Below are 15626 nucleotides of genomic sequence, written 5' to 3' on the forward strand. Positions count from 1 at the left end.
TTATAGAGATTTTCAATTAAATAATTTAAATTCAAAATATATTTTTATCATTAATTTATGCATGTTAATTTTTTATGATTTCATTTTTGAGCAAATTAATTTTATGACAAAATAATAAAAGCTGTTTAAGTTCTCTATTTAAGAACAAAAACAGCTTTTAGATATATATATTAATATTTTCTTCTTTATTAATATATTGACTTAGTCTATTGCTTTGCTTTCATTTGATATTTATCTGTAAGTTTTACATTGTATTTTTCCTTTAAATCATTTATAAGTAAGTTTTGCTTTTCTGATGTTAAAGTACTTACTAAATCTGATTTTACTTCTTCAAATGGTTGATATTTTTCATCTGTTTTCTTAATTATATGATATCCATAATCACTTTCTACAAGCTTACTAGATATTTCTCCTTTTTTCAAAGCAAACGCAGCTTTTTCAAAAGATTCTACCATTTGACCTTTCCCAAAGAATCCTAAATCTCCACCTGATTCTGCACTACTATCTTCAGAATACTTTTTAGCTAGAGTAGCAAAATCTTCTCCAGCTTCAGCTTTTTTAAGTATTTCTTCTGCTTGTTTTTTAAGTTCAGCTTTTTTACTATCACTGACTTGCTTACCTTTATCATCAACAGTTTTTATTAAAATATGTGAAGCTCTAACTTGTAAATAATTGCTCTTGTTTTTATCATAATAACTTTGTGCATCTTTATCTGTTACTTTTGATGCTTCATTTAAGTATTTTGATGCTATTAGTTCTTTTTTCATATCGTCTTTTATATATTTCTCAGTCAAATCAAACTGCTTTAAAAATTCTTCTTTTGTCATTCCCATTGCAGATTCTATGCTAGACATTAGATTATCATATTGAGCATTTAATTCGTCATCAGTTATACTTATTTTTTCTTTTGCTGCTTCTGAGGATAATATATCTGATGTAATCATAGTCTCAATCATATTTGATTCATATGAACGTATTTCATCATCACTCATAGTATTTTTTGCATTTAAATAAAATAATGGCTCCATTCTTTTTCTTAACATTTCCCCTGTAATTTTTTTATCCCCAATAGTAGCTACTACTTCATTACTATTATAACGCTTTGAAGTAGCTGGTAATTTTCTTCCAGCTTCTTTCCCAGACACATAGCCTCCACCCAAGCAAATTGCACCTACTGCAACAATTGCTACAATTGCTTTAAGCTTTTTACTACTTAATTTTATTTCTCTTTTCTTGACTTTGTTATCAGTATTTTTTTCACCTGACACATCATCTTGTTTAGAACTTACATTTTCTGAATTTTTAACTTCATTCAATGTATTCTCTTTTGAATTTTTTTCTTCAGACATTAATATCCTCCTTAATTTTAATTGTACAATACTTCACTTTTATTATTTTACATTAAAATAATATTAAATGTGTGAATCAGAAATGAAACTCTCATGAATTTAAAATGAAATTAAATATTTCTTAAGCTATATCTTATGAAATTTCTTCCTATTTTTGTATCTCCATACTTTAACATTTGTATAACTTCATTTTTTTCTTTTTGCAAATAAATAGAACATTCTTCTAAAGATTTAAATATCTCTAATACTTCGCCTTTTTTATTTACCAATTCAATCTTTTTCTTTCCACCTCTTTTGATTATAGACTTATATTTTTTAAAATATTCATCGTATTCTTCATCAATACATTCAAACTTATAATTCATTTTTATTGTTTCAATCTTATCATTAGTTAAAATTTCATTTCTCTTTTTATCAGAAAGTCTTGTACTAAATATTTTGTCATTAAGAATATTAAATATCTCAGATGGAGATTTACTATTTTCTAGATAGCTCCATTCATTTTTACAGTATTCTTCTACATTTAACACTTTACTTAAATAATTTATAGCTTCTCCAAAGTAATCCATATATCCATATTTTAAATTTTCTCTTATGTATCCAAGTGGTACCTTAAGATTTTTACTGCATTGAATATGAGTATCAAAAGTCTTCTCTTCTTTAGTGTATAAGTTTATTGCTTTTATACTTCTTCCTCTTCTTATTTTTATTTCTTTTATGTAATTTAAATCTTCTTCTGTCAAGTATTCATTTGTATCACTTATTTGTTTTTCTTCAACTTCAATAATGTCTGTTGCTAGAATATTATTTTCACTTTGGTCAATTTCTTCAAATTCTTTAGAATCTGTTTTTTTACTTTCAAGCAGTATTTCTTTTTTATTTAAGTTGATAGATTCCTCAGTAATAAATACTTCTTTTTTATCTAATTCTATAGTATTTTTATTAATTAATATTTCTTCACTATTTATACTTTTCTCTGCTATTTCTGTATTATCAATTATTATTTCTACTTTATTTAAGGTTGTATCATCATTATTAACTATTAATTCTTCTTTATCAGACAAATGTTCTTCTTGGTTTAAAGACTCATTTTCTTTAATTACAGCTTCCTCTTTACAGCATAATACCTTTTTTTCTTTATCAATTAAATTTTCTTCATACAAAATTTTTTCATTTTTTAATATTATTTCACCTTCTTCTTTTGCTTCCTCAACTTTTTGTCTCTTTTTCATAATACCAAACCACTTTTTTAACACTCAATGTTCCTCCTAATACTTTATCTACTATTTATATTATCACATAAAATATTATTATTTTTAGCAATTCCTTAATTTTTATTTTTTTACAAATATAAAAGTTATATTTTTCTCCTTTATTTTTAATTACTTATTAAGAATTTATCTCCCTCTATAATTATAAAACTTATATACAACTTTTTTATCATCTAAAAACATAGTAATTATATCATGTTTTTATAAAATATTATCTTTTTTAAATTTTTTACCTCTCAATACTATTAAGTATGAAATTCATAATGTATTTTATCAAGTAACAACATTGTGTTAACACAAACCTGACAATACTAGCTATTATGAATTATGAATAGTAAAATGGATCAAAATACTTTGTATCTATGAATTTAATTTCATAAAAAATGTAAACTTATACATACAAAAAAATGGATTTAATTTGTCATATAAGTTCTTAAAACTTCATTTGACTAAAATTAAATCCATTACAATTAATTTTAAACTATGCATTTGATTTTTTTATTATAAAAGGAATAGTTATAATTGTACCTATTAAAGCATCTACCATATCAATCATAGTATCTTCTAATCCCCCAGCTTGTGTAGTAGTCCCAATAAAAGTATCCATTAGAAATTCACCTATTTCCCACAAACTAGCCACGCCCATACTAAACATAAATACAAATATAACTAAAAATATTTTACTCATCTTGCTTATATCTTTTTGTATATAAAAATATTTAATTGTAGAAAATGCTACAATACATGATATTATACCCGACCATAGATGTAAAAAATCATCATAATAATTTATGTCATAAAAATTAAAACAAGTCCCTAATAATGATGAAAACATTATAAATAATGCAAGTACAATATATAATTCATTGCTCAAAAGTCTTTTATTTTGCCTATTTAAAATACTAAGTATAAAAGTACCAATTAAACTGATTGCTACTAAACCTACACTTCCAAAAGCTCTATTTGTAGCAAAAAATATGGCACATAAAACATATACTATATAAAGTAAAATGGTTATTGGCTTTAAAAGTTTATTCATAAATAATTTACCTTTCCAAAACATTCTATAATAACTTAGGATTAACATCATTATCACCATGACCATAAAGTTTTAATGGCTTAAGTGCTGGACCTTCAAGTATGTTTCCCTTATAGTCAAATCTTGAACCATGACATGGACAATCCCATGTTTTTTCTTCACTATTAAAATTGAGCTCACATCCTAAATGAGTACATGTGGTATCTACAATATAAAAATCTCCTCTATCATCTTTATAAACACCATATCTTTTTCCATCAATGTTAACGATTTTTCCTTCACCATTACTTTTTGGCATGTCTCCACTACCTATTTTTAATTTTCCAGTGACATAATTCATTGCTACATTTGCATTTTCCTTTATAAAATCCTTCGAGAAATAACTACCTAATCTCGACGGATTGAAAGTGTCTTTATAGTCAGAAGCTTTATTTATTATTAAATCTTTTATTATTATTCCTGCAGCAGTTCCATTAGTCATTCCCCATTTAGAAAAGCCTGTAGCTACATAGATATTATTCTCCCTTTTATTGATATAACCTATATAAGGAACATTATCAAAACTCATATTGTCTTGAGCAGACCATTTATACTTAAAATCTTCTACCTTAAAGACTTCTTTACCATAACGCTCTAAATCATCAAATATTTCTTCTTCAGTTCCACCTTGACCAACTTTGTGGTCTCCTCCTCCAAAGATTAATAAGCTGTTATTTTCATCATTACATTGTCTAAAAGTTATTGCTGGGTCATCTATACTTATAAATATACCCTCTGGCAATTCATTTTGTAGGACTGCAACCATTAAATAGGCACGTTCGGCATATTCCTTTGCAAAATAAAAATTCAATCCATCATACCATGGACTGTGAGATGAAATTATAACATTTTCAGCTTCTATTATATTATTATCGCTAGTCTTAACTCTACATATAGCTCCTTTTTCTAGGTCTACTATTGGCGTATTTTCATATATTTCTAGACCTAAATTTACTGCTACTTCTGCCAAACCATCAACATATTGCTTTGGATTAAATTGACCTTGATTAGAAAAATGAATAGCTCCTTTTACATCTAATGGAATATCCTTTATAGTTTCATGATATTCGCAATCTATACCTATTTTTTTACATGTACGATATTCGTCTTTGATATCCTTTATAGATTCTTCCTTCTCTGTAAAAACAAAAGATGGAATCCTTTGAAAATCACATTTTATATTATTTTCACTGATTATTTTCTCAATCAATTTTAAAGCTTCATTATTTGCATTATAATATGATTTAGCTTTATCTAATCCATATTTTTTCTCTATTTTAGAATATACTATATCATGTTGACAAGTAACTTTACCAGTATTTCTTCCTGAAGTTCCATATCCTATTTTATCAGCTTCAACAAGTGCTACTTTTTTCCCTTCTTTTGCTAATAGATATGCTGTTGTTAAGCCAATTATTCCTCCACCTACTACTAGACATTCTACTTTTATATTTTCACCTAAATTTTTATATTCTTTTGGACTTGAATTTATAACCCAATACGATTCATTCATTTTAAATACTCCTTTACATGTTAAATAATAATAGTTTTTCCATCATAGAGTTTATTTATTATAAATAATATAAAAAATAATACAAAAAACAAATTAAATAATTATTTAAATTAAAGTTATGCTTATCTAATTTATGTATCTATTTTATTTTTATATCTATCAATTTATATGTCTATGAAATATATAGTTGATTTTTATATAGTAATATATTACCATTTATATTATAGGAGGATTATGTAGTTAATGACACTAAAACAAATATTCAGAAAAATAAAATGGAGGATTTATGAAAAACAAAATAATTATAGGCATTACTTGTTTATTTATATTGCTAATGTCTGGGTGCACTTCAAAACATACAACAGAAATAAATGTATTAGCCACTACCGATTTACATGGTAACATACCTTATGAGTTGACTTCTTATGTAAGGGAACAAAGAGAAAAAGAGAAAAATATAACTTTAGTAGATGCTGGAGACTTCTTTGACAGTGGAGTAGCTTTAGGGAGTAGCATGGATGATTATACTAATGCTATGCTTAAAGATAACAACAATAAAACTGAAAGCTCTATTGAAACTCCTATTTCAAAGGACATGAAAGAAGTAGGTTATGATGCTGTAGTTCTTGGTAATCATGAATTTATATCCCTTAATAAATATCATTTAGATAATATGATATCTGATTTTGAAAAACAAAAAATAGATGTATTATCAGCTAATACTTATAAGAAAAATGGTGATAGCTACACAAAACCATACATAATAAAAAATGTTGATACACCAAAAGGAAATGTAAAGCTAGGAATTCTAGGACTTACTATAAAAGAAGTTGGTGAAAGAAAGCAACGAAATGAAAATGGAGAACTTGTGGACTCTAAATCTTTAGAGCTAAAAGACCAAGAAGGTTATAATGGTGAGCTATATATGAATGATTTAGTAAAAGATGCTAAAAAATGGGTGAAAATCATGGAAAAAGAAAGTCCAGATATAATAGTAGCTGTTGCACACACAGGTGAAAAGCCTAAGAAACCTAAAAATCCAGGAAATAGAATACAGGATTTAGCTCAACAAGTTGATGGTATTGATGCAATAGTTGCAGGACATAATCATGTTCAAATTGAGCAACACGATTATAAAAACACATTGGGAGAAAAGGTTATAGTTACTGAACCAGGAAAGCATGGAGAATGTATTTCTAAAATTAACTTTAAATTAGAAAAAAATAAAGATAAATGGAGTGTAGTAGACAAATCCAGTGAGTTAGTTAAATTTGAGAAAAATGAAGAAGATGAGAAATTCGGACAATTTGCTTCTTCACTTATGAAAGCTAGTGAAAACAACACTGAAATAAGACTGGCAAAAGTAATGCCACCTGAATGGGATAAAATATTTATCTTTAAGCCTGGAACATCAGCAAATGATATATATAAAGCTGTAGGATATAAATGGAGAAATATATCTTCTCCAAAAGATAGAGATATGCTACAAATTGTTGTTATGAACAATAATAAACCTGTTACTTATCTATATGGAGAATCAGAGCTTATGCCATTTAATATAAAGTGTGATGAATCAGAGTATAAAAACAATGTTGTGACTATTTATCCTAATAAAAATGATAAATTCAAAGTTATAAAAGGTGAAGGAAAATACGATATTGATTTAGAACACATAGAGTAGAGTTTTATTCCTTGATTTAAGATTGAATACTAAAATATTAATTAAAAGATGAGTTTTATTTCTACAGCTTCTTAGATATTATAATCTCATAATAAACATATCTTTCAATTTTTTCTTATAATAATTACTTTTTTTAACATCAATTGACTTGTAAAGCATAATAATTGAAAGTATTATACTATTAGTGTAAAATTTATGAAACATGATGTATAACTAAGAAAAAGGAGCTTTTAATTATGGTTCTAAAAATAAGCTTTGGTGGAAATTATCATTCTGATTATATATATGTTCCCAGTGAAATTAATTTTAAAAAATATAAAATTAAAGATGAATTTTACAATTGGATTGATAATACAGAAGATGAGCACACTTTTTGGGAGTACGAAAATGGTGTAAAAATTGGATTAAACTATAGAGGGGATGCTATTGTTTATTGGCTAAACAACTATATCCTAAAAGACACAAAAGATAAGTCAAGGCTAATTGAAAGTTTTTCAAGTAAAAAGCTAGATTATGATTTAGTGATAAAGCTATAGAGTATTACAAATATAATACTCTATAGCTAATATCTATTTCATTAAATACTTTCTTATTTCCTCAAATAGGAATTACAATTTTAAATTTTTTATTTTCTAGGGAAAAATAATTTTAGAAAAATTAGAATACGTGATTTGATACATACAAATGTAAGTCTACTTTTACTAGTTGTGCTTTTATGAAATTCATTTCAGAAAGACTAAATCATACAGATATACAAACAAGTATAAATATATATTCTCATATAATTGAAAAATTTGACAATGAAGTACTCTATAGTTTAAGTAAATTTCTTTTTAAATAATAAAAACTGACTGTCAGTTAAATATCAGTCAAATCTAAGAAAAATAAATTTGGTCAGTTAAATGTCAGTCAGTTATTTTATAATAATTTCATTTAAATATATCTAAAATTATCCCTTTTAATATTTATTAATACTGGTTGCTATCTATCATTTCTAGATAAAATAGTTCATTTAAATTAATTTTAATACGCCCTACTAAGTCTATCTTCAAGCTTCGTTTGAACAAATCCTAATATAAGATTTACAATCCAATATACAACTATTACACAAGTAAAAGCTTCTAAATACTTATAACTTGCTGCTGCTTCTGATTGAGCAACTGCCATAATTTCTGTAACTCCAATAGTAAAAGCAAGGGAAGTTCCTTTTATAATATCTGCAAAAGTATTTGTAAAAGGAGGAATTGCAACCCTTATAGCTTGTGGCAAAACAATCCTTTTCATTGTCTGTACATACGTCATTCCAAATGCTAAGCTTGCTTCTATTTGACCCTTATCTACAGATGTTATAGCTCCTCTTAAACTCTCTGCAAAATATGCAGAAGAATTTAATCCAATCACTATTACTGCTGCTGAGAATGACTCCAATGCCTTAAGTTCTGGTACCAATTGTATCAATCCAAAGTATATAAAGAAAAGTTGAGCAGCAAGAGGAGTACCTCTAAAAAAAGATATATATATTCTTGCAATTGTTTTTAAAATAGGAACTTTAGCATCTACAATTAATGCTATAAATAAAGCTACAACAATTCCCAATACCAAAGATAATAAAGACATTTTAAATGTCACTGTCAAATATTTTAATATTAATGGAAATATTCCTGCTGCAAAGCCAAAATCAAATACTTGCATTCTTAACCTCCAATTAATTTTCTTTAGTTGTATCTAATCCAAACCACTTCTCAGATAATTTTGTAAATGTTCCATCTTCATGCATTACTTTTATAGCTTTGTTAACATCTGCTATAATGGCTTTACTTTTTTCTTCTTTTCTAAATGGATATTGATTTACTTCATATACCTCAGTATCTACATCTGCAACTTTTAATTTAAGTTTACCTTGTTCTATAGTTGTTTTAGCTTTAACTTCTGAAAGCCATGCAAGGTCAATCCTTCCATTTTCTACATCTTTTTCCATAGGTACTCCATCATATGTAACTATATCAAGACCTAAATTATGTTTTTCATTTAAATCTCTTATAGTTTTTTCTCCATTACCACCTAAAACACAACCTATTTTTTTCCCTTTTATATCTTCTATTTTACTTATAGTACTATCTTCTGGTACTATAAATTTATATTTACTATAAGCGTAAGTATCTGAAAAATCATATTTTTCTACCCTTTCAGGAGTAGTTGACATTTGGTGTGCTACTGTATCAACTTTGCCAGCATCTAACATACCCATAAGTCCACTAAATTTAGCAGTTTTAAATTCTACCTTATAACCTGTTCTTTTTGATATTTCTTTCCATACATCAATTTCAAAACCTTTATTTTCATCATTTTCTTTATAACACCATGGTGCATATTCTACTGATACACCAACATTTAAAGTTCCCTTATCTTTTGTAGGAGTATCTTCCTTTGGAGCTTCACTTTCTTTACTTGAGCAACCAACTAACATAGTTGTTCCTAAAACTAATGTTAATAATAATGAAAATACCTTTTTACTTTTTAATTTCAAAAATAACACTCCCTCTTTTTTGTATTTTATACTTACTAAAACATAATATCATACATTTGAAAAGGTTTTTCATAGCTTTTTTCTATATCATTCGACATCAATATTCGTTTTTTCTATGTATTTTACAATTTATTTATTCTTGAATTATCCTTCTTTATTAAAGTTTTATTTAAATTTACATTAATAATTGGTAGCTTGATTAAAAGTTTTAATTTTTATAAATGTGTGTATTTATTCATGACTTTTATTTATGACATCAAAAATATAAATGCATCAAATTATTTAAATTTATATATAAATAAAATTAAGTAAATTATGTGATGTGTAAATCCTTGCTATATAGCTTGATATATGATATTCTAACTCAATATATAAATATATTATTTTACCTATTAAAAAGGAGTTGATTGATTTGATACGAAAAATTCATGAAGAATTTATAACTAATTCATTAAAAATCTTTAGGGAAGATTTAAGAATCTTAGGTGTAGCCATAGGAGGTTCATATATTACTAATGATATGGATGAATACTCTGATGTCGACCTTATAATAGCTATAGACAATAAATATTTCAAAGATATAATTGATGATAGATTTAAAATCGCTGCAAAATTAGGTACATTATTATCATCATTTACTGGAGAGCATATTGGAGAACTAGGACTTATTATATGTTTATATGGTCCAGACTTATTACAGGTTGATTTAAAATTTATTACATTAGATGATTTAACATGTAGAGTTGAAAATCCTACTATTTTATGGGAACGAAATAATTGTATATCGAATACTTTTAAATTGTCTGAAGCAAAGTTTCCTCTTCCTGATTTACAATGGATTGAAGATAGGTTTTGGATTTGGATTTATTACATATCAAGAAAAATTGGACGTGGAGAAATTTTTGAAACCATAGAATCTATATCATTTTTAAGGCAGACAGTTATAGGTCCCTTATTGTTAATGAAAAATGGAAAATTACCTCGAGGTGTAAGAAAACTAGAGACTGATGCTGTAGATAATCTACCATTATTGATAGAAACTGTACCAACATACAATAGTGAAAGTTGCATTAAATCACTAAAGATAATAATAAAAATATACTTAGACTTAAGAGAGTACTTTTTAACAGATAAATTCATAAAACGTACTGAAGCAGAAAAGTCTTCTTTAGAATATCTAGATAATTTAATAATAAAACTAAAACTATCAGACAAATTTTAATCTTTATTGATTGTAATATTTTAAGTAATATATTTATAAAAAAAGTGAGTAAACTCTGTATATCAGATCTGACTCACTTTTTTATATAGACACTTCTCTTACGATAATTCAGTAATATATTAAATTTTATAAAAAATCATATTTTTAGTTATTAAACAGCTTTTAATTATTATGCTCTTTGATTCAATGGTTTTTTAAGTAGTGCTAAAAGCATCATTCCAACTATAGCACCTACAATTATAGCCACTATATATCCAAGAGGATGAGTAACTACTGGTATAACAAATACGCCTCCATGAGGTGCACGAAGAGCTGCATTAAATAACATACTAAGCGCTCCTGCTACTGCTGAACCTCCAACACAAGCTGGTATAACATGAAGTGGGTCTCCAGCTGCAAAAGGTATTGCTCCCTCTGTTACAAATGATAACCCCATTACATAGTTAACTTTACCAGACTCTCTTTCTTCTTTTGTAAATCTATTTTTGAAGAATGTAGTTGCAAGAGCTATAGCAAGCGGTGGAACCATACCACCAGCCATTACTGCTGCCATTATTTCAAATTGACCTGATTCAAGTGATGCTACACCAAATACATAAGCTGCTTTATTTACAGGTCCACCCATATCTACAGCCATCATTCCACCTAAAACTAATCCTAAAACTATTTTTGAAGTTCCACCTAAACTATTTAAGAATCCAACCATAGCATCATTAATTGCTGTAACTGGAGGTATTACTAGAAATGTCATTATAACACCCATCAAAAGAGTTCCAAATAAAGGATATAATAATACTGGTTTTATTCCCTCTAATGAACTTGGTAATACATTAAATATTTTCTTAAGTCCTTCTACTAAATATCCTGCTATAAAACCTGCAAGTAGTGCTCCTAGAAAACCTGAACCGCCATCTCCTGCAAGAGCTCCTCCCACAAAACCTACAACAAATGCAGGTCTATCAGATATAGAGTATGCTATATAACCTGCAAGTACAGGTAACATAAATCCAAATGCTTTATCTCCAATTCCCTTAAAAAATGCTGCTATCGGTGTATTTGAACCAAAATGTGAAGGGTCAATGGAGTAATCATCAAGTAAGAATGCTAAAGCTATAAGTATACCTCCACCAATAACAAATGGCAACATATTAGATACACCATTCATTAAATGCTTATATACTTTTCTAAATCCACTTTCGCTTTCTTCACCTGATTCGTTGTGACTTCCTTCTCCTACACCATGATAAATTGGAGCATCTCCATTTACAGCTTTATCTACAAGTTCTTCTGCTTTGTGTATACCATCAGCAACTTTAGTTTTTATAACTTTTTTCCCATCAAATCTAGCCATTTCAACATTTTTATCTGCTGCTACTATTATACATGTAGCATTTTCTATCTCTTCTCTTGTAAGTCTATTCTTCACTCCTGCTGAACCATTAGTTTCTACTTTTATAGAGATACCTTTACTTTCAGCCATTTTATTTAAGCTCTCAGCTGCCATAAATGTATGTGCTATTCCTGTTGGGCACGCTGTTACTGCTAAAACTTGAGGATATTTACTAATATTTTTATCTTTATTATTTACAACATCCTCTTTACTAATTTCTTCATCCTGATATTCATCACTGAATTTTTCTCTTTCTTTTTTATCTATTATTTCTTTGAACTCTCTTGCTGAACTTGAATTTATAAGCTTATTTCTAAAATCTTCATCCATGAGTATTGTAGATAATCTGGATAATACTTCAAGATGTGTATTATTAGCTCCATCTGGTGCTGCTATCATAAAAAATAAATTTGACAAACTTCCATCAAAAGATTCATAATCTATACCTTCTTTTGATACAGCTGCTGCTATACAAGCTTTAGTAACTGCTGTAGTCTTAGCATGAGGAATAGCTACACCTTCTCCAATTCCTGTTGTACTCATCTCTTCACGGGCTAAAATTGCCTTTTTATAATTTTCTTTATCATTTAAATTACCACTATTTGCAACTAAATCAACTAGTTCTTCTATTACTTCTGGTTTATTTTTTGACTTTAAATTTAATTTAATTGATTTTTCATCTAATAAATCTATAATTTTCATAAGTTCTCATTTCCTCTCTATATATTTTTTAGGTTATTTTTAAAATCTTTTAACAGATATTTCGTTTACTAATTTATCAATATATTTTCTTTCAGCTAAATCATATGAAAAAGCAGTTGCACTCCCTGAAGCTGCACCTAATTTAAGAGCATAATCATATTCACCAGTACTTAAATATCCAGATATAAATCCTGCTACCATAGAGTCTCCTGCTCCTGCAGAATTTTTTACAGTTCCTTTCGGTACATCACTTATAAATACCTCATTATCTTCAGTAATTAGTAGTGCTCCATCTTTACCCATTGATACTAAAACGTTTACAGCTCCCATTTCTTTTAACTTTCTAGCATATTTTACTATATCTTCATTTGAATCTAATTTGACATCAAACATTTCTTCTAATTCATCATTATTAGGTTTAATTAGGAAAGGCTTATATTTTAAAACATTAAGAAGAAGATTTTTTGTCGCATCTACAACAATTTTTATATTCTTTTCTTCTAGTCTAGACATTATATTTTCATATAATTTTTCATCTAAAGTAGATGGTATACTACCTGCCAATATTAAAATATCATCTTGATTTAATTTATCAAGTTTTTTATATAATAGGTTGATGTATTCATCACTTATATTGGGTCCTTGTCCATTAATTTCGGTTTCCTCTAACACTTTTATTTTTACATTTATTCTTGAAAAACCGTTTTTCAATTTTATAAAGTCTGTCTTTAATTTTTTTTCCTCCAATGTATTTACTATATATTCGCCAGTAAAACCACTTATAAAACCTAATGATGTATTATCATGTCCAAGTTCTTTAAGTATACAAGACACATTTATACCTTTTCCTCCTGGATAAACGTATTCTTCATTTACACGATTTGTGCTTCCTGTATTTAATTCATCTAATTTAACTATATAATCTATTGATGGATTTAATGTTACTGTATAAATCATTTTGCCACCTCTTTTTATTTATTTATCTTATGTTTATATCTTAACTCCATATTAATATCCCTGAAAGTCAAAAAATTTCTCTTAATTAAAAGAGAAATTTATCGTTTTTATCTTATTTAGTTTTATATTATCCAAATTTGCATATGTATATACAACACCATGTTCTATATATCTCTATTTAAACATGTTTACAAATTTTTCGAAATTGCTATTTTCACATATGCTTATAACTTTTGCTATGGAGTCCACTCTTTTGTATATGTTTGAAAATATAACTTCATAATCTAATATTTTATCTTTATCAAGTGCCAACATTATTATTAAACGCACATCTGATATTTCCCAAGCAATTGGTTTTTTTAGTATTCCAATTGCTATTTTATTATCAAAAACCTTTCCAATAGCTCCATGTGGTATAGATACCATGTTGCCTATTTCTGTTGTTGCTATTTTTTCTCTCTCAAAGTAAGAGTTTTTCATATCATCATCTATATAACCTTTTTGTACAAGTTCACTTGCCATAAAATCTATAACTTCTTCTTTATATTTGAAATCTAAATCAGTAAAAAACAATGCACTATCAAATAAGTTTTTTATATCTAAATCCAAATATATATTTCCTGTTTCTATATATTTTTCAATTAATTTAATTTCCTTTTCACTCAACATTGGAGATATGTTTATTACTGGTATATCACCTATTTCAATAGGTACAGTAGATATTACAAAATCAACATCTATAACTTTTACATATTCAACTAGATATGAAGGAATAACTTTTAATATTTCTAGCTTTTCTCTAAATATATTCTCTAATTTAGCTTTTATTAACATTGATGTACCTATACCTGATGTACAAACTATTATCGCTTTGAAAACCTTATCTTTATTATTATAGGACGCCCTCTCAATAGCACCTCCTATATGTAGAGCTATATTTGCAACTTCATCTTCGTTGATTTCTATTTTTAAATCTTGTTCTATTGTTTTTTTAGCTATATTAGCTAATTCAAAAGCAAATGGATATTTTATTTTAATATCTTGTGCTATTATAGGCGATTGATTCATGCCTAACTTTATTTTCTTACACAAGCTACTGATATGCTTATATAAATATTCTTCAAATATATCATCATGACTTATATCTATTGATGTAGCTAGCTTTAAATTCTTACAAAACGTTCTTATTGAATTTATTATAATCTCTTTGTTCTGTTCACTTTCTAATATTGAACTTCTCTTGTCGCTATAAGTTTCTACATATTCCTTTATAAATTCTTTTTCATCATACTTATGCCTGCTCAAAATAACTAATATATTATTTAATACATTCTTAAATTCTATATCAGTTAGTACTAATCCATTTTCATTTAATACATCTAATAGTATTTTTTTTATTATTAACTTTTTTTCTTTTATATCGTCATTTAAAAAATCATTTAGACTGAGTTGATTGTCTCTCTTATTACTTAAATCAATTATACAATTTAGTATCTTATCTTCATTTTCAGAAATACATATACCTTGTTTGTGCTTAGATTTAACAGAAATTGAATACTTATCCAGTATCCTCTTTACTTCTTTTAAGTCATTTTTTACTGTTGAAACACTTACATACATAGAATCTGCTAAATCTTCAAGCCTTATAGTATTTTTTTCTTCATTGCTTAAAGTTAGTATTTTTCTGATTATATATTCCACCCTATCTACATCATCATAAAGGTTACTATTTAAATTCACTTCCTGAACCTCCCATGACTAAAGTCACAGGGTTCCTGCTTCATAGAATTTCGCATACTAAAATATGTCTTACCAATTCTCCACAGGCTATCCCCGTAGTTCCTACGGTTCTTACATATGTTATCTATTTTAAACTGTTATTAGTCTTAATCCTTCTTTTAGTATATTTATACTTGCATTTATATCTCTATCGTGA

12 protein-coding genes are annotated in these 15626 nt (G+C 27.0%); 3 read left to right on the forward strand and 9 right to left on the reverse strand.

The window, feature by feature from the left end; genetic code table 11:
• Positions 1–206 precede the first annotated feature (206 nt).
• From KGF50_RS15370 to KGF50_RS15385, 4 genes are all read right to left on the reverse strand, one after another.
• Positions 207–1349, reverse strand: coding sequence for a peptidylprolyl isomerase (locus KGF50_RS15370; protein ID WP_227848877.1), 1143 nt, complete (start codon positions 1347–1349; stop codon positions 207–209).
• A 110-nt stretch (positions 1350–1459) separates the two neighbouring features.
• Complete coding sequence (locus KGF50_RS15375) at positions 1460–2605, reverse strand: hypothetical protein (protein WP_227848878.1); 1146 nt, start codon at positions 2603–2605, stop codon at positions 1460–1462.
• 496 nt (positions 2606–3101) lie between these two features.
• Positions 3102–3659: a hypothetical protein gene (locus KGF50_RS15380; protein ID WP_227848879.1), complete on the reverse strand. Its 558-nt coding sequence runs from the start codon at positions 3657–3659 to the stop codon at positions 3102–3104.
• Positions 3660–3684: 25 nt separating this feature from the next.
• Entirely contained in the window at positions 3685–5211 is a 1527-nt protein-coding gene (locus KGF50_RS15385) for an FAD-dependent oxidoreductase (protein WP_227848880.1), read from the reverse strand.
• Between the two features lie 286 nt (positions 5212–5497).
• On the opposite strand from KGF50_RS15385, the gene KGF50_RS15390 reads away from it, so the two are divergent.
• Both KGF50_RS15390 and KGF50_RS15395 read left to right on the forward strand, forming a co-directional pair.
• Positions 5498–6892, forward strand: coding sequence for a metallophosphoesterase (locus KGF50_RS15390; protein ID WP_227848881.1), 1395 nt, complete (start codon positions 5498–5500; stop codon positions 6890–6892).
• A 236-nt stretch (positions 6893–7128) separates the two neighbouring features.
• Positions 7129–7428, forward strand: a complete 300-nt coding sequence (locus tag KGF50_RS15395; protein WP_227848882.1) for a hypothetical protein — start codon at positions 7129–7131, stop codon at positions 7426–7428.
• Between the two features lie 487 nt (positions 7429–7915).
• On the opposite strand, the gene KGF50_RS15400 is transcribed toward KGF50_RS15395, so the two are convergent.
• Together KGF50_RS15400 and KGF50_RS15405 are read right to left on the reverse strand one after the other, a co-directional pair.
• Positions 7916–8584: an amino acid ABC transporter permease gene (locus tag KGF50_RS15400; RefSeq protein ID WP_227848883.1), complete on the reverse strand. Its 669-nt coding sequence runs from the start codon at positions 8582–8584 to the stop codon at positions 7916–7918.
• A 13-nt stretch (positions 8585–8597) separates the two neighbouring features.
• Positions 8598–9419 (reverse strand): transporter substrate-binding domain-containing protein, encoded by an 822-nt coding sequence (locus KGF50_RS15405; RefSeq protein WP_227848884.1) that lies wholly within the window; start codon positions 9417–9419, stop codon positions 8598–8600.
• A gap of 412 nt (positions 9420–9831) precedes the next feature.
• Here KGF50_RS15405 and KGF50_RS15410 point away from each other — a divergent pair, with 412 nt between their 5' ends.
• Complete coding sequence (locus KGF50_RS15410; RefSeq protein WP_227848885.1) at positions 9832–10641, forward strand: nucleotidyltransferase domain-containing protein; 810 nt, start codon at positions 9832–9834, stop codon at positions 10639–10641.
• A 169-nt stretch (positions 10642–10810) separates the two neighbouring features.
• Here KGF50_RS15410 and KGF50_RS15415 read toward each other — a convergent pair whose 3' ends face one another.
• From KGF50_RS15415 to KGF50_RS22585, 3 genes are all read right to left on the reverse strand, one after another.
• Positions 10811–12733 carry a PTS fructose transporter subunit IIABC gene (locus KGF50_RS15415; protein WP_227848886.1) on the reverse strand — a complete coding sequence of 641 codons (1923 nt, stop codon included), beginning with the start codon at positions 12731–12733 and terminating at the stop codon, positions 10811–10813.
• A 39-nt stretch (positions 12734–12772) separates the two neighbouring features.
• Complete coding sequence (pfkB, locus tag KGF50_RS15420; RefSeq protein ID WP_227848887.1) at positions 12773–13690, reverse strand: 1-phosphofructokinase; 918 nt, start codon at positions 13688–13690, stop codon at positions 12773–12775.
• A gap of 174 nt (positions 13691–13864) precedes the next feature.
• Complete coding sequence (locus KGF50_RS22585) at positions 13865–15430, reverse strand: PTS sugar transporter subunit IIA (RefSeq protein ID WP_227848888.1); 1566 nt, start codon at positions 15428–15430, stop codon at positions 13865–13867.
• Positions 15431–15626: the final 196 nt, after the last annotated feature.

Origin of the sequence: Clostridioides sp. ZZV15-6598, assembly GCF_020657705.1 — a bacterium.
Lineage (GTDB): Bacteria > Bacillota > Clostridia > Peptostreptococcales > Peptostreptococcaceae > Clostridioides > Clostridioides difficile_F.

Excerpts from the sequence above, each read along its gene's own strand:
- KGF50_RS15390 (WP_227848881.1), top strand. The coding sequence starts at position 5,498 with ATGAAAAACAAAATAATTATAGGCATTACTTGTTTATTTATATTGCTA.
- KGF50_RS15395 (WP_227848882.1), top strand. The coding sequence starts at position 7,129 with ATGGTTCTAAAAATAAGCTTTGGTGGAAATTATCATTCTGATTATATA.
- KGF50_RS15415 (WP_227848886.1), bottom strand. The coding sequence starts at position 12,733 with ATGAAAATTATAGATTTATTAGATGAAAAATCAATTAAATTAAATTTA.
- pfkB (WP_227848887.1), bottom strand. The coding sequence starts at position 13,690 with ATGATTTATACAGTAACATTAAATCCATCAATAGATTATATAGTTAAA.
- KGF50_RS15380 (WP_227848879.1), bottom strand. The coding sequence starts at position 3,659 with ATGAATAAACTTTTAAAGCCAATAACCATTTTACTTTATATAGTATAT.
- KGF50_RS15385 (WP_227848880.1), bottom strand. The coding sequence starts at position 5,211 with ATGAATGAATCGTATTGGGTTATAAATTCAAGTCCAAAAGAATATAAA.
- KGF50_RS15370 (WP_227848877.1), bottom strand. The coding sequence starts at position 1,349 with ATGTCTGAAGAAAAAAATTCAAAAGAGAATACATTGAATGAAGTTAAA.
- KGF50_RS15400 (WP_227848883.1), bottom strand. The coding sequence starts at position 8,584 with ATGCAAGTATTTGATTTTGGCTTTGCAGCAGGAATATTTCCATTAATA.